Source organism: Halopseudomonas salina (genome assembly GCF_008641105.1).
Window position 1 is genome coordinate 272,241 of the sequence record NZ_VTTI01000006.1, and the last position, 19,568, is coordinate 291,808.

At 58.4% G+C, this 19,568-nt stretch carries 20 protein-coding genes; all 20 read left to right on the forward strand.

The annotated features are described in order from the left end of the window. The first annotated feature begins 18 nt into the window (after nt 1-18). Nucleotides 19-1,221 carry a flagellin gene (locus FZF01_RS12110; RefSeq protein WP_150278432.1) on the forward strand — a complete coding sequence of 401 codons (1,203 nt, stop codon included), beginning with the start codon at nt 19-21 and terminating at the stop codon, nt 1,219-1,221. Between the two features lie 75 nt (nt 1,222-1,296). After that, nucleotides 1,297-1,701: a flagellar protein FlaG gene (locus FZF01_RS12115; protein WP_150278433.1), complete on the forward strand. Its 405-nt coding sequence runs from the start codon at nt 1,297-1,299 to the stop codon at nt 1,699-1,701. A 103-nt stretch (nt 1,702-1,804) separates the two neighbouring features. Continuing rightward, on the forward strand, nt 1,805-3,277 hold the full coding sequence (fliD, locus tag FZF01_RS12120; protein WP_150278434.1) for a flagellar filament capping protein FliD: 1,473 nt from the start codon (nt 1,805-1,807) through the stop codon (nt 3,275-3,277). Beyond that, complete coding sequence (gene fliS / locus FZF01_RS12125) at nt 3,277-3,675, forward strand: flagellar export chaperone FliS (protein WP_150278435.1); 399 nt, start codon at nt 3,277-3,279, stop codon at nt 3,673-3,675. The genes fliD and fliS (FZF01_RS12125) overlap by 1 nt, the downstream gene beginning before the upstream one ends. A 125-nt stretch (nt 3,676-3,800) precedes the next feature. Next, nucleotides 3,801-4,184, forward strand: coding sequence for a flagellar export chaperone FliS (gene fliS, locus FZF01_RS12130; RefSeq protein ID WP_150278436.1), 384 nt, complete (start codon nt 3,801-3,803; stop codon nt 4,182-4,184). Next, nucleotides 4,165-4,491, forward strand: coding sequence for a flagellar protein FliT (gene fliT / locus FZF01_RS12135; protein ID WP_150278437.1), 327 nt, complete (start codon nt 4,165-4,167; stop codon nt 4,489-4,491). The genes fliS (FZF01_RS12130) and fliT overlap by 20 nt, the downstream gene beginning before the upstream one ends. Before the next feature lie 140 nt (nt 4,492-4,631). After that, nucleotides 4,632-6,098: a sigma-54 dependent transcriptional regulator gene (locus FZF01_RS12140; protein WP_150278438.1), complete on the forward strand. Its 1,467-nt coding sequence runs from the start codon at nt 4,632-4,634 to the stop codon at nt 6,096-6,098. Nucleotides 6,099-6,210: 112 nt separating this feature from the next. Further along, nucleotides 6,211-7,458 carry a sensor histidine kinase gene (locus FZF01_RS12145; RefSeq protein WP_150278439.1) on the forward strand — a complete coding sequence of 416 codons (1,248 nt, stop codon included), beginning with the start codon at nt 6,211-6,213 and terminating at the stop codon, nt 7,456-7,458. Continuing rightward, nucleotides 7,455-8,933: a sigma-54-dependent transcriptional regulator gene (locus FZF01_RS12150; protein ID WP_150278440.1), complete on the forward strand. Its 1,479-nt coding sequence runs from the start codon at nt 7,455-7,457 to the stop codon at nt 8,931-8,933. Before FZF01_RS12145 ends, FZF01_RS12150 begins: the two co-directional genes overlap by 4 nt. A gap of 71 nt (nt 8,934-9,004) precedes the next feature. After that, nucleotides 9,005-9,343 (forward strand): flagellar hook-basal body complex protein FliE, encoded by a 339-nt coding sequence (gene fliE / locus FZF01_RS12155; protein WP_150278441.1) that lies wholly within the window; start codon nt 9,005-9,007, stop codon nt 9,341-9,343. 27 nt (nt 9,344-9,370) lie between these two features. Further along, on the forward strand, nt 9,371-11,104 hold the full coding sequence (fliF, locus tag FZF01_RS12160; RefSeq protein WP_150278442.1) for a flagellar basal-body MS-ring/collar protein FliF: 1,734 nt from the start codon (nt 9,371-9,373) through the stop codon (nt 11,102-11,104). Next, nucleotides 11,097-12,119 (forward strand): flagellar motor switch protein FliG, encoded by a 1,023-nt coding sequence (gene fliG, locus FZF01_RS12165; RefSeq protein ID WP_150278443.1) that lies wholly within the window; start codon nt 11,097-11,099, stop codon nt 12,117-12,119. The genes fliF and fliG overlap by 8 nt, the downstream gene beginning before the upstream one ends. A 25-nt stretch (nt 12,120-12,144) precedes the next feature. Then, a complete protein-coding gene (gene fliH / locus FZF01_RS12170; protein WP_150278444.1) occupies nt 12,145-12,984 on the forward strand; it encodes a flagellar assembly protein FliH in 840 nt (279 codons plus the stop codon). Further along, the gene (gene fliI / locus FZF01_RS12175) at nt 12,971-14,323 is read left to right on the forward strand and encodes a flagellar protein export ATPase FliI (RefSeq protein ID WP_150278445.1); all 1,353 of its coding nucleotides are present in this window, start codon (nt 12,971-12,973) and stop codon (nt 14,321-14,323) included. The genes fliH and fliI overlap by 14 nt, the downstream gene beginning before the upstream one ends. After that, nucleotides 14,316-14,765, forward strand: a complete 450-nt coding sequence (gene fliJ, locus FZF01_RS12180; protein WP_150278446.1) for a flagellar export protein FliJ — start codon at nt 14,316-14,318, stop codon at nt 14,763-14,765. The genes fliI and fliJ overlap by 8 nt, the downstream gene beginning before the upstream one ends. A 66-nt stretch (nt 14,766-14,831) precedes the next feature. After that, nucleotides 14,832-15,137: an STAS domain-containing protein gene (locus tag FZF01_RS12185; RefSeq protein ID WP_150278447.1), complete on the forward strand. Its 306-nt coding sequence runs from the start codon at nt 14,832-14,834 to the stop codon at nt 15,135-15,137. A gap of 3 nt (nt 15,138-15,140) precedes the next feature. Further along, on the forward strand, nt 15,141-16,880 hold the full coding sequence (locus FZF01_RS12190; protein WP_223825497.1) for a fused response regulator/phosphatase: 1,740 nt from the start codon (nt 15,141-15,143) through the stop codon (nt 16,878-16,880). Between the two features lie 40 nt (nt 16,881-16,920). Then, nucleotides 16,921-17,271, forward strand: coding sequence for an Hpt domain-containing protein (locus tag FZF01_RS12195; protein WP_150278448.1), 351 nt, complete (start codon nt 16,921-16,923; stop codon nt 17,269-17,271). Between the two features lie 103 nt (nt 17,272-17,374). After that, nucleotides 17,375-18,820: a flagellar hook-length control protein FliK gene (locus tag FZF01_RS12200; protein ID WP_150278449.1), complete on the forward strand. Its 1,446-nt coding sequence runs from the start codon at nt 17,375-17,377 to the stop codon at nt 18,818-18,820. A 225-nt stretch (nt 18,821-19,045) separates the two neighbouring features. After that, on the forward strand, nt 19,046-19,561 hold the full coding sequence (locus FZF01_RS12205; protein WP_150278450.1) for a flagellar basal body-associated FliL family protein: 516 nt from the start codon (nt 19,046-19,048) through the stop codon (nt 19,559-19,561). The last annotated feature ends 7 nt before the right edge of the window (nt 19,562-19,568 follow it).

Genomic DNA, 19,568 nt, shown 5'->3' on the forward strand with positions numbered 1-19,568 from the left:
GTTTACGAGGTACTTACCATGGCTCTTACAGTCAACACAAACGTAGCTTCACTCAACGCCCAGCGTAACTTGGGTGCATCTTCCAACAACCTGCAGACTTCCCTGCAGCGTTTGTCTTCCGGTTCGCAGATCAACAGCGCCAAGGACGACGCGGCTGGCCTGCAGATCGCCAACCGTCTGACCAGCCAGATCAATGGTCTCGGTGTTGCTACCAAGAACGCCAACAACGGCATCTCGATCGCTCAGACTGCCGAAGGCGCTCTGCAGGAATCCACCAACATCCTGCAGCGTATGCGTGATCTGTCCCTGCAGTCGGCAAACGGCTCCAACAGCGACACCGAGCGTGACGCCTTGAATTCTGAAGTGACCGAGTTGAAGAAAGAGTTGGACCGGATTTCCAACACCACTGCATTCGGTGGCAAGAAGCTGTTTGATGGCAGCTTCGGAACCGAAACCTTCCAGGTTGGTAGTGCTGCGAACGAAGCGATCAGTCTCAAGCTGGACGAGGTTAGCACCAAGGAATTGAAATCCGATTCCATCAGCAGCGGTACCATTGCTACACAAGCCGCAGCAACGGCTAGCGGTGCGGTTGCTGTAAGCTTCACTGTGGAGCAGGGCAGTGCAGACGGTACTGATCGCGTATTTACCATCAGCGCTGAATATGCCTCCGGCGCCACCGCTGCCGAGCAGACCCAGCTGCTGGCAACAGTTATCAACGATGCCAACATGGGTGTAGGTGCGTTCGTCAACGACGCTGGTGGAATTGACGTCATCACTGATGCTGATCTTGGTACTGCCAACAAGGGTGAGCTGTCGATCGCATTCGCTACTGACACCACTGCTGCTGCTGCCGAAACGGCCGCCAGCGGTGGGACTGCAGTGGCGCTGGCCGATGTTACATCTAATAACTCTGTGAAAGATATCGACATCACGTCTGCCAAAGGTGCTCAGGAAGCCGTCTACATCATCGACGCCGCCCTGCAGTCCATCGATAGCCAGCGTGCGGACCTGGGTGCTGCCCAGAACCGCTTCCAGTCGACTATCAGCAACCTGCAGAACGTGTCCGAGAATGCTTCTTCCGCTCGCGGCCGGATTCAGGATACCGACTTCGCTGCTGAAACTGCGAAGCTGACCAAGAACCAGATCCTCCAGCAGGCTGGTACTTCAATCCTGGCCCAGGCCAACCAGCTGCCCCAGGCCGTCCTCAGCCTCTTGGGCTAAGGTCGAATAGGAGCTAGACTGCGGGGGGAGGGCTGAAAGCCTTCCCTCCGCTTTTTCCTTTGCGAGGTAAGCACCATGGAAATGGGCGTTCTCAAACCGTTTGAAGTAACTAGCACTGCACGCGCCGGTGTTTCGGTTGAGGCGGGTAGTGTCGGCAGGGCTGCCGGCAAGCAAACGGATGTTGCATCAGCAATCAGCTCGAACAAAACGGATGAGGCTACTCGCTCATCTTTGACAGATCAGCCCGTCGAAGCAGACCGTGAAGCAATAGATGCGGCCGTTTCTGACATGCAGAATTTCGTCCAGTCGGTCCAGCGTGACATCAACTTCAACGTGGATGACAGCAGCGGCCGGGTGGTAATCAATGTAACCGAGGCTACCAGTGGCGAAGTGATTCGCCAGATTCCCTCGGAAGAAGCGTTGCGACTCTCGGAGAGCCTTTCCGAAATTCGCAGCTTGCTGTTTAAAGCAGAAGCCTGAGGGCTTGCTGCTGGCCGGTTCTACTGGCACATAACTTGCCTGCATTACCGGGACATTCTATTCGGTACGCAGACCGCCAAAAAACGGTCGTAGGGGCAGGCTTATGGCTATTCAAGGTTTTACAGGTGTTGGTTCCGGTCTCGATATCAATAATATCGTCAAGGCAATGGTGAATGCGGAAAGCGCTCCCAAAACCGCTCAACTGAATCGTCTGGAGCGGGACACCACGGCCAAGTTCTCCGGGCTTGGACAATTTCGGAGTGCGATTTCCGACTTCCAGAGTGCGATCAAGGATCTCAACGATCCCGCCCTGTTCGAGAAACGTAGTGCCACCTCCGCCAAGCAGGACATCTTTACCGCCAAGGCAGATGGAACGGCAACCGCAGGCAACTTCAGCGTCCAGGTCTTCAATCTGGCGCAGACCAGCAAATTGTCCCTGCAGGGGTTGGATAACGCCACTGACCCCGTTGGTACCGGTACACTCACTATTTCTGTGGGTGGAGAAGCTCTCGATATTTCCATCGGTGAAAACGACAGCAGTCTTGCCGGGATCCGCGATGCGATCAATGCGGCCGGAAAAAACAGCGGCCTGTCCGCCACGATCGTAAGCGACCCCAGCGGTGCAGGCGGAGCACGTCTGGTACTGAGTTCGGACAAGGCGGGTAACGGTAACGATATCAGCGTCAGCTCCAGCAGTACTACCGGCAACCTAGGTCAGTTGGACTTCACCCCCCCAGATCCGACCCTGATTGATTACGAACCTGCAGCGTACGACCCGGCAAATCCCCGTGCGGCCCGTGTGATCAGCTACGCCCGGGACGCCAATCTGGCAATTGATGGCATCCCTCTCTCGAGTGCCAGCAATACTGTTGAAGACGCTATTGCGGGGGTCACGCTGACCCTTAAGTCTGCGCAATCCGCAGAGGACTTGCAGAACGCCAGCACTATAAGTCTGGGTGTTGCCGAGGATCGGGCGGGCGTCAAGGGATCGCTGAAGAAATTTGTCGATGCCTACAACAAGATGATGGGTACGATCGGCAGCCTGACAAAGGTAACTTCGGTAGGTGGTGATGACGGAGAGCCATTGGCTGCAGCCCTTGTTGGTGATGCTTCGGTGCGGTCATTTTCCTCTGCTATTCGAAATGAGCTCGGTTCTACCCAGGGCGGAACCAATGGCCTTCGCCTGCTCGCCGACCTGGGAATTTCCACCCAGCGCGATGGCACGTTGAAAATCGATGATCAGAGAATGGATACGGTACTTGAGGAAAACTTCGAGGAGCTGAGCGGGTTCCTCACTGGCGACTCAGGTATCCTTTCGAGACTGGAAGCCAAGACTGACCCTTACACCCAGGGTGGTGGCATTCTCGAGTCGCGCACCAAGGCACTGCAAAATACGCTTTCCAGCGTGGATGGTCAGCGTGAACAACTGACACGCCGCATCGACAAGCTTGAAGCGCAGCTATTTTCCCAGTTCAACGCCATGGATGCCTTGGTGGCTCAGCTCTCGGGCACCAGCGACTATCTAAGCGGTGCACTCAGTAATCTCCCAGGCGTTGTCAGACAGGATAGACGTTAATGAAAAGCCCAATCGATACCTATAAAAAAGTCAGCATTTCCCAGGAAGTGTCGCAATATCGCGCGGTACAACTGCTGCTCAACGGCGCGATTGAACGCGTCAAGCTGGCTCGCCACGCCCAGGCGACGGGTAACCCCGAACGCCGTGGTGTCGCTGTAAGCAGCACCCTCAGTATCATTGGTGCGCTGCAGGCGGCGCTAGACAAGGATCTGGGTGGCGAGATCGCCGAAAACCTGGATGCCCTGTATGACTATATGACCCGTAAGCTCGCGGGTGTCGCGTTGGATGATACGCCGCGTAGCCTGGACGAGGTGCAGGGTCTGCTCGAAGAAATCAAAGACGGTTGGGATGCGATCGAACCGAATTTGCACGCTGAACAGGAAACACCCCCCGCTTGACGGATACGGGCGCATTGCGCTCGTTTTTGTTGAGACACTCCCGCTGTGTTTTTTGCATTTTGCCCCTCAAGTTTTCCCGGGATCGCCGATACAGAGGTATGTGTTCTTCACCTCAGGATATCGCCATGAATGCTTACGCAGCGATGAAGCAGTACCAGACAGTCAATGTTAACGCCCAGGTCAGCGAAGCTGCCCCACATCGGCTGATCCAGATGTTGCTGGAAGGCGGTTTGCAGCGTATTGCTCAGGCTCGGGGCGCCATGCAGTTTGGCAACATCCCCCTTAAAGGCGAATTGATCGGCAAAAGTATGGGCATCGTCTCCGGTCTGCGCGACGCACTGGACCTGGAGAAAGGCGGCGAAGTGGCGGCCAATCTGGATAGCCTTTATGCTTACATGCTGCAGCGCCTGAGTATGGCCAACCTGCACAATGATCCGGCCATGCTGGATGAAGTCGCGGCGTTGCTGCGGGACGTGAAAGAAGGCTGGGATGGCATTGCCCAACACTGAGGAAAGCATCATGACGGTTGCGGTCAAGCAATTGGAAGATACCCATCGCGCGCTGGTCGAGGCGGTGCATGCCGGTGACTGGCAGCAGGTCAGTAGCCTTGATGGTGTGTGTCGGGAACTTGTCGCCCAGGCCATGGCCCAGGAAGACCGCGACGATCAGGCCTTGGCAGATGCCTTGGACAATCTTTTGACTACCTATCGGGAAGTTGTGGCGCTATGCCAGGCAGTGCAGGGCAAGCTTGCCGAAGAGCTTCAGGATCTTCAGCGCAGCAAGCAGGGTGCCAAGGTCTACCAGATGTTCGGCTGAGGGCTGTGCCATAAAACTGCGCCAACTATTTGACTCGCACGTTAAATCTGACTACCTTTAACCAGAGATTATAAGTGTGGCACTACGCTATCAAAGCGCAGTGCCCTATAACGTGTGTTTACAGGACGCCCACCCCGCCTATGTTGCCCAACAGCCATATTTTGCTGATCGATGATGCGCCCAATGGTCGCCAGGACCTGAGCGTGATTCTCGCCTTTCTGGGTGAAGAGGTTGTTCTGGCCACCTCTGCCGGTTGGCAAAAGGAAGTGGAAAAACAGGACACCAGCGCGGGTACCTTCAAATGCGTGATCCTTGGTCATTGCGAACAGACCACAGGAGTTCAGGGTCTGATCGGCCAGTTGGATAAGTGGGATGAAAATCTCCCGGTTATTCTGCAGGACGTCGAGCAGGCTGCTCACTGGCCTGAGCATCTGCGCCAACGGTTGCTGGCGGTCTTGTCGCCACCACTGGGCTATAACCAGTTGCTTGATGCCTTGCATCGCGCCCAGGTATACCGCGAGGTGTTCGACGAACGTAGTCGTCAGCGTCAGCGCGAACCAAACCTGTTTCGCAGTCTGGTAGGCACCAGCCGCAGCATCCAGTCTGTACGGCAGATGATGCAGCAAGTTGCCGACACCGAGGCGACCGTGCTGATACTCGGTGAATCCGGTACCGGCAAGGAAGTGGTTGCGCGCAATCTGCATTACCATTCCAAGCGCAAGGATGAACCTTTTGTGCCGGTTAATTGCGGCGCCATACCGGCCGAGCTGCTGGAAAGCGAGCTTTTCGGCCATGAGAAAGGTGCTTTCACTGGCGCTATCACCAGCCGTGCTGGCCGCTTCGAACTGGCCCAGGGTGGCACTCTGTTCCTTGACGAAATCGGTGACATGCCGCTGCCGATGCAGGTGAAATTGCTTCGCGTACTGCAGGAGAGAACCTTCGAGCGCGTTGGCAGTAACAAGGTACAGACTGCCGACGTACGGGTGATTGCAGCCACGCACAAGAATCTCGAAACCATGATAGTGGACGGCGGGTTCCGTGAAGACCTCTACTATCGCCTGAACGTGTTCCCGATCGAGATGCCGGCCATGCGTGAGCGTATCGAGGATCTTCCTCTGCTGCTCAATGAGCTGATCACGCGTCTGGAAAAGGAAAAGCGGGGCTCGATCCGCTTCAGCACCTCGGCGATCATGTCCCTGTGTCAGCACGACTGGCCGGGCAATGTGCGCGAGCTTGCCAATCTGGTGGAGCGCATGGCCATTATGCATCCCCATGGCGTGATTGGTGTGGGTGAGCTACCTCGCAAATTCCGTTATGTGGAAGACGACCAGGAGGATCTTCGCAAGCTGCGTACCGATGAGGACGAGCGCGATGAGGCCTTCAGCGGCCTGGTTGGACTCGATAGCCCGGCTTATCTGCCTCCGGAAGGTCTGGATCTCAAGGAGTACCTGGGCGGGCTTGAGCAGACACTGATTCAGCAGGCGCTGGATGAGTGCAATGGCGTGGTTGCCCGGGCCGCCGAGAGATTGCGTATCCGTCGAACCACCCTGGTTGAGAAGATGCGTAAATACGGTATCAACCGTGGTGTCGATCTGTCAGAAGACTGACGCGAAATAACTCAACGGCTTGTAAGTATCTGATATAAAAGGATACTGGCCTTGTGGCACAAGCCTTGCTTTGTCACCCCTGACTAGACGTATTGTAATCAGGGGATACCCAATGGTTCTGACTGCCCAACACCTGCCCGCTACCGAAACCGACCCACAGGTTACCGTGCCCGGCGCCCGCCCGCAGCGTAGCGAAGCCCAGCTGGAGCGGGCCCATGCGTTGTTCAAGGAAATGTCGGACCGGCTGTCCTCCTCCCACACGCTGTTGCAGGCGCAGGTCGCTTCTCTTCAGGGTCAGCTGGATCAGGCCCGCGTGCAGCGTGATCAGGAACTGGCTGAAAAAGCCTGCCTGGCCTCACGCTTGCAGAATCTGCTGGATCTGTTGCCCGGCGGTGTCGTGGTGCTGGACGGCAATGGCCGCGTGCGCGAGGCCAATCCTGCCGCCCGTGAACTGCTCGGTGAACCCCTCGAAGGCCAGCTCTGGCGGGATTTGATCCGGGAACGCTTTGCCCCGCGAGATGATGATTACCATGAGGTGTCCCTGCGCAGCGGTCGCCGTGTATCCCTGGCAACCCGCTCGCTCAATGGCGAGCCGGGTCAGATCATCCTGATCAACGATCAGACCGAAACCCGCCAGCTGCAGAGCCAACTGGCCCGCCATGAACGCCTCTCTGCCCTGGGGCGCATGGTCGCCTCGCTAGCCCACCAGATTCGTACCCCACTTTCCACTGCCATGCTGTATGCCAGTCATTTGAATGACAGCGCTTTGCCGCTGGAACACCGCCAGCGTTTCGGCGAGCGTCTGACCTGCCGGCTGCAGACCATCGAACACCAGGTGCGGGACATGCTGCTGTTTGCCAAGGGTGACCTGCCCCTGACAGATCGGCTGACCATTACCGAGCTGTTTGATGCCTTGCGCCAGCAGGCCGAACCCATGCTGGGTCAGGCGGGCGCTACCTGCCGCTGGGACAACCGTTGTGACAGCCAGGCATTGCTGCGCTGTAATCAGGACACCCTGATTGGTGCGATGACCAACCTGATAGATAACGCCATTCAGGCTGGCGGGCACTATCCGCAGCTCAAGGTCTGTGCCCGGCTGATCGAAGGTCAGCTTAGTCTGGCCGTGGTCGATACCGGATGCGGCATGGATGCATCCCAGCGCGCCCAGATTGGCGAGCCCTTTTTTACCACGCGATCCCAGGGCACAGGTCTTGGGGTTTCGGTAGTCAAATCCGTTGCGGCAGCCCATGGCGGCGCATTCTTTCTACGCAGCAAGGCCGGTTGGGGTACCTGCGCTGAACTGCTGTTGCCCTTGCAGGCGGTTGTGGCAGACGGTACTTACCGGGAAGCACACCCATGAGCAAGCCTCGCATTCTGCTGGTCGAGGACGATCGCGCCCTGCGTGAAGCCCTGGCCGATACCCTGACCCTGGGCGGCTATGACTATATCGAAGCAGGCGACGGCGAAAGCGCCCTGGCGTTACTGCAGCGCGAATCGGTCTGCATGGTGGTGAGCGATGTGAACATGCCGGGTATGGATGGCCATGGCCTGCTGCGGGCCCTGCGCCAGCAGCACCCGCATCTGCCGGTGTTGTTGATGACCGCCTATGGCACTGTGCAGAACGCTGTTGGCGCGATGCGCGATGGCGCGGTGGATTATCTGGTCAAGCCCTTCGAGCCCAAGGCTCTGCTTGACCTCTTGGGTCAGTATGCATTGGGACGACTGCAGTCGGGCAAGCTCGAAGGTCCGGTGGCGGTGGAGCCGGCCAGTCAGCAGCTGTTGCAGCTCGCCAGCCGGGTTGCTGCCAGCGATTCGACAGTGTTGATCTCCGGCGAGTCCGGCACGGGCAAGGAGGTACTGGCGCGCTACATTCACCAGGCGTCCTCCAGAGCCCGGCAGCCCTTCATTGCGATCAACTGCGCCGCTATTCCCGATAACATGCTCGAGGCCACTTTATTCGGTCACGAGAAGGGCGCCTTTACCGGAGCGGTAGCCGCGCAGTCCGGCAAGTTTGAACAGGCCAACGGCGGCACCCTGCTGCTGGATGAAATATCCGAGATGCCCCTGGCCCTTCAGGCGAAGCTGTTACGCGTCCTGCAGGAGCGGGAAGTGGAACGCGTTGGCGGTCGCAAGCTCATTCAGTTGGATATCCGCGTGATCGCTACTACCAACCGTGATCTGCCTGCGGAAGTGGCGGCGGGGCGGTTCCGGGAAGACCTCTACTATCGTCTTGGCGTGTTTCCGCTGCAGTGGCAGCCGCTGCGCGCGCGGGTAGGGGACATAGTGCCAATCGCCCAGCGTTTGCTCGACAAGCACATTCGCAAGATGAACCAGTCTCCAGTGCGATTTGCGGAGGATGCCTGCCAGGCGATGCGTGAGCATGGCTGGCCGGGGAACGTTCGTGAGCTGGACAATGCCGTGCAGCGCGCGTTGATCCTGCAACACGGTGGCGTTATTCATGCCCAGGATCTTTGTCTGGCAGTACTCCCGGGCAGCCCTGTTACTCCGGGTGCTATCGGTGCCTCAGAGCGTCCGGCATTCAGTGCGCCGACACTGCCGGTCATGCCATCGACCGTGTCGTCAGCCGACCATGACGGCAATCTGTCGCCGGCGTATGACCTGGCTGAACCGGCAGGTTCGGCTGCCAACAATCTGACAACCGATCTCGGGGCTGGTGTGCGTCAGCGCGAGTTCCAGTTGATTCTCGATGTGTTGCGGACCGAACGCGGCCGCCGCAAAGAGGCGGCCGACAAACTGGGTATCAGTCCACGCACTCTGCGCTACAAGCTGGCCCAGATGCGTGATGCGGGGCTGGACATCGAGATGCGCTTTTAGTTGGCATCGATCTTGCTGTATCAATCTTAAAGCTACAGTCGCCGTCAAAAAAATACGGTTTGGAGATTGGTATGACCCAGGGTGTCGAGTTCAATCGTTTGATGTTGCAGATGCGTTCCATGCAGATGGAAGCCATGGGCCGGCCGCAAGCGCCGACGCCCCTGGAGCAGAACGCCGACGTCAAAGGCCCCGCCTTCGACGATCTACTGAAAAATGCAGTGGACCGGGTAAGCGAATTACAGAAGACTACCTCCGAACTGCAAACCGGCTATGAGCGTGGCGATGCCGGCATTGATCTCACCCAGGTTATGATTGCTTCGCAGAAATCCAGCGTTGCGTTCCAGGCTGCATTGCAGGTCCGGAACAAGATGGTGTCTGCCTATGAAAGCATCATGAACATGCCCATCTGATTTGCCGTGATTGACCGAGGGTAGAAAATGGATTCCGCGAACACTGCAAATACACCGGCCACCCGGCCCGAGGCTTCCGCTGATCGCAAGCCGTTTCTGGGGATGAGCTTTCTTGACAACCTGGCCCAGCTCCCGATGCTGCGTCAGTTTGGATTGCTGGTCGGTCTGGCGGCCAGCGTGGCCATCGGTTTTGCGGTTGTGCTCTGGTCACAGCAGCCTGACTACCAGATCCTCTACAACGATATGCAGCGTTTCGATTCAGCCCAGGTAACCGAAATACTGCAGACCAGCCGTATCGAATACCGTATCGACCCCAATACCGGCGCCCTGCTGGTTGCCAGTGCGGATATCAACGATGCCCGCATGCGCCTGGCCGGCGCTGGCGTAACACCCCGTGATGACAATCTGGGTTTCGAAATTCTTGATCGTGAGCGGGGCCTGGGCACCAGTCAGTTCATGGAGGCGGCGACTTACCGACGCGGTCTGGAAGGCGAAATTGCCCGCACCATTTCCAGTATGTACAACATCAAATCAACGCGGGTGCACATCGCCATGCCCCGTTCCACCGTTTTTGTGCGTGATGAACGCAAGCCCAGCGCTTCGGTATTGCTCGAAATGTATTCCGGCCGCTCGCTCGAGCCGGCCCAGGTGATGGCCATCGTCAACCTGGTGGCCACCAGCGTTCCCGAGCTGGACAAGGATCAGGTCACCATCGTTGACCAGGCAGGCAATCTGTTGTCCGACCAGAGTGAGCTGAGCGAACTGACCGTGGCCGGTCGCCAGTTTGACTACGCAAGACGCATGGAAGAGAGCTACGAGCGCCGCGTGAACGGAATTCTGCTGCCGATTGTCGGTGAGGGACGTTACCGCGCAGAAGTTTCCGCGGATGTTGATTTCAGTACTGTCGAGTCCACTGCCGAAATGTACAGCCCCGAGTCGGCCCTGCGCAGTGAGCAGGTCATGACCGAAGCCCGCGGTGCCGGTCAGGAGGCCCGTGGTATTCCCGGCGCCCTGACCAATCAGCCCCCCGGCGCGGCGCAGGTTCCCGAGCAGGCCCCCGAGGTTGATGAAGATGGCGCGCCACTGCCGGCGCCTGTCCCAATGGACACTCGCGAACAGGCCACGCGTAACTTTGAACTCGATCGCCAGATCAGCTATACCCGCCAGCAGCAAGGTCGGCTTGCCCGGTTGTCGGTAGCGGTGGTGGTTGATGATCCGGTGACAGTGAACGCGGAAACCGGTGAAACCACCCGCGTACCCCTGACCGAAGCGGATCTTGCCCGGTTGACCCGACTGGTTCAGGATGCAGTGGGTTATGATGTGAGTCGTGGTGACAGCGTCAGCGTAGTCAACAGCCCCTTTGTTGCCCAGGCAGCCCTGGAGCCGCTACCCGAGGTTCCGTTGTGGTCGCAGCCCTGGTTCTGGGATGTGGCCAAGCAGATTCTGGGTGTGCTGTTCATCCTTATTCTGGTGTTCGGTGTGCTACGCCCGGTACTCAAGAATCTGACCACGACCAGTCGCGAGAGTGGTGCGGGCGGATATCCTGCCGAGTATGGTGGCACCGGTGAGCTGGATGGTGATCTGCGTGACGACCATGTCAGCCTGTCCGGGGCTGCCGCGGGAGGCGCAGGAGCCGCCATGCTGTTGCCTTCGCCCGGCGCAGATTACGAACAGCAGTTGAATGCAATCAAGGGGTTGCTGGCCGAAGATACGGGCCGCGTCGCCCAGGTAGTCAAAGAGTGGATAAACGCCGATGAGTGAAGACGCAGCCAAGCGAGCCACCAAGCTGTCGAAGCTGGACAAGGCCGCCATCTTTCTATTGAGTCTGGGGGAGTCCGACGCCGCAGCAGTGCTCAAGCACATGGGGCCCAAGGAGGTCCAGCGGGTCGGTAGCGCCATGGCTGGTTTGCGCACCATCAACCGTGAACACGTGCATCAGGTGATGGGCGACTTCATTGAAACCGTTGGTGAACAGACCGGCCTGGGTGTTGGCGCCGACAGTTATATACGCACCATGCTTACCCAGGCCCTGGGTGAAGACAAGGCCAACGGGCTGGTTGATCGTATCCTGCTTGGTGGCAGCACTTCGGGTCTGGACAGTCTCAAGTGGATGGAGCCCAGGGCCGTAGCCGATGTGATCCGATTCGAGCACCCGCAGATTCAGGCCATTGTGGTGGCCTATCTGGACCCTGACATGGCGGCTGAGGTGATCAGCTATTTTGATCACAAGGTCCGCCTGGATGTGTTGCTGCGCGTAGCCTCCCTCAACACCGTGCAGCCTTCGGCACTCAAGGAGCTCAACGAGATCCTTGAAAAGCAGTTTGCCGGCAACTCCAATACCACCCGCGCCAATATGGGCGGCGTGAAGCGCACCGCAGATATCATGAACTTCCTCGAGTCGAGCACCGAGTCGCAGCTGATCGAAGCTATCCGTGATATGGATGAGGATCTCTCAAGCAAAATCGAGGATCTGATGTTTGTGTTCGACAACCTGGCAGACGTGGACGACCGGGGTATTCAGGCATTGCTGCGCGAAATTTCTTCCGAGGTGTTGATCGTTGCCCTCAAGGGCGCTGATGAGGCAATCAAGGACAAAATTCTCAAGAATATGTCCAAGCGCGCATCCGAGTTGTTGCAGGATGATCTTGAAGCCAAGGGCCCGGTCCGTATCAGCGAGGTGGAAGCGGCGCAGAAAGAGATTCTCACCATTGCGCGGCGCATGGCCGATGCCGGCGAGATTGTGCTGGGCGGCAAGGGCGGCGAGGAAATGATTTGATATGCCGGTACTGGGAAGCTTGTAAATGAAAACCCCGAGCACCACCGCAGCGAGAACGGAAGGTAGCGAGTTGCTGCGCGGTGGCGAACAGTCCGCTTTCGCCCGTTGGGACTTGCCCAGTTTCGATGCCGAACCCCATCATGTTCCGCTGGATCGCGAGGAGCCGGAGGCCGACATCAGGGCGCCTCTGGACGAAACCGACGTGGACGCCGACCAGGAGCCCCAGGAGGAAGCGCCCAAGCCCTTCACCGTGGAAGAGCTTGAGCAGATCCGTGAGGAAGCCTACAACGAGGGCTTTGCCACGGGTGAGAAGGATGGTTTTCATTCTGGTCAGCTCAAGGGGCAGAAAGAAGCAAAAACCAAAGTCGATGCTCGCCTCGCCGAGTTGGAAGCATTGATGACGCAGTTGATGGAGCCCATGCACGAACAGGACGACCAGATTGAAGACATGCTACTCAAGCTCGTCGAAACCATGGTGCGCCAGGTTGTGCAGCGCGAGCTCCAGACTGACTCCAGCCAGATCATCAAGGTACTCAGAGGCGCGTTGAAAGCACTGCCTATGGGCGCCGAGAATATTCGTATCTATCTCAATCCGGTTGACTTCGATGCTGCCAAGGCGCTTCGCGAGCGCCATGAGGAAAAATGGCGCCTGCTTGAGGATGATCAGTTACTGCCCGGCGGATGCCGTCTGGAAACCGAGCACAGCCAGCTTGATGCCACAGTAGAGACACGTTTGCAGCAGATCACCGAGCAGCTTTTTGAACAGCAACGCGAGCAGCGAGCTCATCCGCCAGAGCCCGATATCAGTGTTGAGCCGTCAGGTGCTGATGATGGCAACGAGGTGCAGGGCGATGGTCAGGCCTGAGCGTATCAGCTTCGCCCGTCGCCTGGCCTCATACGAGCCGGTATTGACGCTGCCTGATGAACCGATAGTCGAGGGGCGCCTGATTCGCATGGTTGGCCTTACCCTGGAAGCCGAGGGTTGCAAGGCGCCAGTGGGCAGCCGTTGCCTGGTGATCAGCGAAACGGCCCAGGGTCGCAGCCAGATCGAGGCCGAGGTCATGGGTTTTGCCGGCAGCAAGATTTATCTGATGCCAGTGGACAGCCTGCAGGGTGTGCAGCCTGGAGCGCGCGTGGTGCCCTCCAAGGGCGGTGGCAAGCTGCCGATGGGCACGGCCATGCTGGGCCGCGTGGTGGACGGTATCGGTCGGCCACTGGATGGCAAGGGTGATTTCCGGGCTGATGACTGGGTGGACCTCAATGGCCCCAGCATCAACCCTCTCAAACGCCATCCGATCGAAGAGCCGCTGGATGTGGGCATTCGCTCGATCAATAGCTTGCTCACCGTCGGGCGCGGCCAGCGTCTGGGCCTGTTCGCCGGTAGTGGCGTGGGCAAGAGTATGTTGCTGGGCATGATGACGCGCTTTACTGACGCCGATATCACTATCGTGGGTCTGGTCGGTGAGCGGGGCCGCGAGGTCAAGGAGTTCATCGAGCAGATCCTGGGCGAGAAGGGCATGGCCCGTTCGGTAGTCGTGGCTTCGCCCGCCGATGATGCGCCGCTCATGAGGCTGCGTGCGGCGATGTATTGCACACGCATCGCCGAGTATTTTCGTGATCAGGGTAAGAATGTATTGCTGCTCATGGACTCCCTGACCCGTTTTGCCCAGGCCCAGCGTGAAATTGCCCTGGCCATTGGTGAACCGCCTGCCACCAAGGGCTACCCGCCTTCGGTATTTGCCAAGCTGCCACAATTGGTGGAACGGGCGGGTAACGCCGAGCAGGGCGGAGGCTCGATCACCGCCTTTTACACGGTGCTGTCTGAAGGGGACGATCAGCAGGACCCGATTGCCGACGCCTCGCGGGCGATTCTGGATGGTCACGTGGTGCTGTCACGGCGGTTGGCTGAAGAAGGTCATTACCCGGCCATCGATATCGAAGCCTCCATCAGCCGGGCCATGCCGCAAATTGTCAACGAAACCCAGATGCAGGGCGCCCAGCGCTTCAAGCAGATCTATGCCCGGTATCAGCAGAGCCGCGATCTGATCAGTGTCGGCGCCTATTCCGCCGGGTCCGATCCGCTGACTGATATGGCCATGGCGAAAATGCCCGAGATGCAGGCTTTCCTGCGCCAGGGTTTGCACGTCAAGGTCAACCTGGCTGACAGCCGCGCCGCCCTGGAACAGTTGATCAGCCATGAGTGAAAGCCGCATACGGCGTCTGGCGCCGGTGCTGGACATGGCTCTTGAAGAGGAACGCAAGGCGGCAGGTAGACTGGGCGAGGCCCAGCAGCAGCTTGATAGCGCCCGCGCACGCCTTCAGGACCTGGAATATTATTGCAGCGAGTATCAGAAAAGCTGGGTTCAGCGCGGCCAGCAAGGGGTCGGGCGTGACTGGCTGCTCAATTATCAGCGGTTCCTTGCGCAGATGCAGACGGCAATCGAGCAGCAACAGCAGACGGTTACATGGAATGGTCAAAGCCTGGAAAAGGCCCGCGAACAGTGGCGTCTGCGTTATCAGCGCCTTGAAGGTATGCGCAAGCTGATTGAGCGTTATCGGGATGAAGCGCGACTCAAGGCGGACCGTCAGGAGCAGAAATTGCTCGATGAATTATCCCAGCGGGCTTTCGAAAGAGGCCCCAAATAATTCCTGACAGGTTATGCTCCCTGTGCTAGTAATTAGCATTGTGTGCAGACTCAATAAGGAAGTTATATGCCCATCAAGGCCACCCTGTCCCCCGACGGCCAGGAACTGACAATCAAGGTATCTGGGCGATTCGATTTCAGCGCGCATCAGGATTTTCGCGAAGCATACGAACGCGGAGGTCTGTCCCCCCAACGCTTCGTAGTAGACCTCCATGACACCGACTATATCGACAGTTCAGCCCTGGGCATGCTGCTGCTGCTGAGGGATCATGCCGGCGGTGATGCGGCAGACATACGCATCATTCATTGCAACCAGAATGTGCGCAAGGTTCTGAGTATCTCGAATTTCGAACAGCTCTTCAGTATCGAATAGCCCGTGGCTGACAACGGGGCCAAGGGGCATCCACTGGCGCAGCAGGTCACCCCGCTGAAGGTGTTGATTGCGGACGACAACCCCACCGACCGGATGATTCTCGCCCGACTGGTTGCCCGGCTCGGGCATGAGGTGGTCAGCGCCGAAAATGGCCTTGAGGCGTTGGTCCAGTTCAGCGTGCAGCGGCCTGATCTGGTCTTGCTGGATGCGCTGATGCCTGTAATGGACGGCTTCGAGGCCGCCCGCCGGATGAAATTGCAGTCCGGCGAGAATCTCATCCCGATCATCTTTCTGACCAGCCTGACCGACACTGGCGCCCTGGTGAAATGCCTTGAGGCCGGTGGTGATGATTTCCTCACCAAACCTTACAACCCGGTCATCCTGCAGGCGAAGATTCAGGCCTTCAATCGCATGCAGGAGATGCATCAGACCCTGCAGGATCAGCGTGATCTGATCAGCAGCCAGCATGAGCGTCTGCTGCACGAGCAGGAGCTGGCGAAGATCATCTATGACCGGGTCGCCCATGCGGGGAGCCTGGGTGCCGACAATCTGCGCTACGTACAGACCGCTTTTGCCATGTTCAATGGCGATATTCTTCTTGCTGCCTACCGCCCTTCAGGCGGCATGCATATTCTGCTGGGCGATTTCACCGGCCATGGCCTTTCTGCGGCCATAGGCGCGATGCCCCTGGCTGAGGTCTTCTATTCGATGACCGCCCGCGGTTTCAATTTGAGCGATATTCTGCTTGAAGCGAACAGCAAGTTGAGTCGGATACTCCCGACAGGTATTTTCTGCTGCGCGGTGCTGATTGAAATCAATCCAGACAAGGGCTTGGTGGGTATCTGGAATGGCGGCCTACCTGAAGTGCTGCTCCTGGACCGCAGGGGTGCTCTCCTGCATCGGGTACCCTCCACCCACCTGCCGTTGGCAGTGGCTACATCAGAGCGATTCGATCCCACGCCAACAGTGTTGCCAATGGCAAGCGGTGAGCGGTTGTTGTGCCTGACCGATGGTGTGATCGAGAGTCGGAATCAGGCTGGCGACCAATATGGCGAAGAGCGGGTGATCGACCTCATCAATCGTTATCAGGGTCGGCCCGAAGCAATATTCGAAGGTCTACTCGGCGCGCTTGAAGCCTTCCATGGGAGCCCTGAGGACGATATCAGCTTGCTGGAAGTGATCATGCAACCGCTCGCAGCGCCACCCGCGACGCTCCTCCATGAAGATGCCAGGCACCTTGACAGTCAGGATTGGCAACTGGCTTACACGTTCCGCGCGGCGTCGATTCGAGAGCACAACCCTCTGCCTTTTCTGCTTGAGGTGCTGATGGAGGTCCCCGGTCTGCGTGCCCATGCCGGCAGGCTGTTCACCATTCTCAGCGAACTGTACAGCAACGCCCTGGAGCACGGTCTGCTGCAACTCGATTCCTCCCTGAAGCTGGACTCCAAGGGCTTCAATCGTTACTACCGGGAGCGCAATCAGCGCTTGCGGGTGTTGCGTGATGGCTGGATACGCGTGGTACTTGATCATCAACCGAATCCCGACGGTGGGGTTCTGGCTATAGAAGTCGAAGATAGTGGTGACGGTTTTGTCGAACAGAGTCCGAGCGATAGCCTGGACGGCTATGCGGGCCGTGGCCTGGAGTTGGTACGCGCGCTTTGCGATGAGGTACGCTTCAATCGCCGGGGGAACCAGGCCAGGGTAGTGTTTGCCTGGGAGCTTGGGCATACTGCCGGCATCTGAATGATGACAGTCTGATGAAAGCCAGGGAGACATAAGCTGCATGGCGGATTTGCCCATCGACATTGATCCCTCCGTGCAGGACGCGCTTCGCGAACTGATGCAGGAGGATTATGCGCTGTTGATCGACACCTTCAGTCGCGATGCCCACAAGCGTCTTGCTCAATTGCGGCTGTGCCTGAGCGGCTCGGACTGGGAGGGATTTCGCCAGGCGGCCCACAGTTTCAAGGGCAGCTGCGGCAATATGGGCGCCATTGCGTTGCAGGAGGCTTGCGAGAAAGCCGAGCTTGCTGGTCTGGAAGCAGATGCGTTTAAAGCGCAGCGCAGCTACCAGGACGTTCAGCGTTGCTTCCAGCGGGTTGCACCCTTGCTTGGTATTCCAGCGTCTATCTGATCTGCAAAACTGACTCGTCTTTTGCGCTACCTATAAAACTGGCGCGTGCCTTGCATTAATAAAAGTCAGGCTTCATCCCCTTTCTTGCAGTGGAGAGTACGCAATGTCGGTCAGTCAGAATCTGCTGGCGTTTTTCAGTGGCGCATCGCCACAGATCAAGTCCTCGGCGACGCCTGCAAACGCGGCAGACAGCGGCCAGTTGGAGGGTCTCGCCAGTTTTGCCGAGATCCTAACGGACCAGCAGCCCGGCGATGTCGAGGCTCTTATGCAGCTGCTGGGAGGCGCCGAAGGCGATCAGGCACAAGGTCTGTTGGACCTGGCCGAAATTGCCGCCGACGGCAAGAACTTGCCGGCAGGCATGCAGGAATGGTTGGCGCAGCTGGATGAGCTGCGCAGCGAAACCGAAGATCAGACTGCTTCGCTGCACGCAGGTGCGGTGTCGGATGAGCAGCAGCAGGAATTGGGTGCCCTGGTGGAAGATTGGTCCCAATGGCTGGATCAGGCCCGCCAGTTCATGGACAAGGCCCAGGAAGGGCAGGGCCCCAACGCGTCGCTTGACGCAGATGCGGCTGACGCCCTGGCTACCATGGCGGAGCTGGTGGGCGCCCAGCTGGCATCCAAGGCAGCGGAAGCAGCCAGTACCGCCCTGGGATCGCCTGGTGCTGCCCAGACTGCTGTGGCTCCACCTCTGGCACCCGCCGCCGTCACCGGGACCACTGGTGAGCCGCTCCTCGACCCGGCCAGAAAACTCCGGTGGGACACTTCTAGCGCGGGTCTGCAGTTATCCCAAGAGCAGGCTACCCGTGGTGAGCGAGATATGCGCCAGGAGCCAGCCGGTAACAATGGACTGCGGGCCATGGCCGAGCGCGGTGCTGCAGCCGAGGGTCAACAGCCGGTACAGCGTAATCTGGATATGACACCCGCTGCGATGGATGGCAGGGCGGCCTTTGCCGGCAAGCTCGCCGAGACCCTGGAAACGCTGGGCGGTCGGACGGCAACCTCTGACCCTGACGCCGCTGAAGCGATGTTACGTCCTGGTACGCAAACTCAGGCTGCAGCCCAGGGCGCGTTGGCGGCGCGGCCGGTGTTGGCGGCCAGTCAGACGCTGAACGTGCCCTTCGGTCAGGCAGGCTGGGGCGATGCAGTAATGGACAAGATGATGTGGATGTCCAGTCAGAATCTGCGCAGTGTTGAAATTCGCCTGGATCCGGCGGACCTCGGACCTCTTGAGATCCATATCCAGACGCGGGGGCAGGAGCATCAGGTTCAGTTCGTGACACAGAATCCATCCGTGCGCGAAGCGCTCGAGGCGCAGATGTTCCGGCTGCGTGAGGCGTTCAGCCAGCAGGGTATGGACCTGGTCAATGTCTCCGTCGGTGACTCGGCCGTTGACCAGCAGGCCCACCATAGCCAGGAGCAGGGGGCTGAGGGGCGCAATCGTGGCGTTGCCGGTGCCCAGACCCTGGAAGCTGACGAGGCAGGCATGATGCTGGCCTCCGCCGCCGCAAGCCAGGCGGAGTCCAGCCGCCTCGTGGACTATTACGCCTGACGTCAATATTGGCGCAGTACTGCAAACCGGGCCCAGGCCCGGTTTTGTTTCGTCTGGAATCCTGTAACCTGCAGGCAAAGACATTTGTCTCGCTTGGCTTTATCCTTGGCGCTCATATACTGCACTGATCCTGGAAGTTGGCACATTCAGTGCAGCATTCAGTGCAAAGTGCTACTCAACCACCTGTGAAAAGGCTTTTCACGGCATAAGTGACGGTATTCTGGCATGGCAAAGCAGGAAAAGGTTAAACCGGCGGCGGCTGAAGGTGAAGAAGCTCCGGTCAAAAGCAAGAAAAAACTGCTGATTCTGGTTGGCGCCGTTTTTCTGGCGGTCTTGTTGTCGGCAGGGGGCGCGGCTTTCTTTCTGATGGGTGGCGAGGAAGAGCCGGAAGAGGTTGCGGCAGATACTGCGCCAGTTCAACAGACGGCCCTGTATCAGCCGATGGACCCCGCATTCGTCGTCAATTTTACCCATGAGGGCCGTCGACGTTATATGCAGGTCAATGTGGTGTTGATGGGTCGTGACCCCGAGTTGATGGCTGCGCTTGCCCAGCATATGCCGCTGATACGCAACGAGCTGGTCCTGCAATTCAGCAGTGAAGAGTTCACTTCGCTCTTTACGCCCGAGGGCAAGGAAGCTCTGCGAGAAAGTGCGACCCTGGCGGTCAAGTCGACGCTCGAAAAAGAGTTGGGTAATCCGGTTATCGAAGCCCTGCTGTTCACCAACATAGTCTTGCAATAGGAATTAC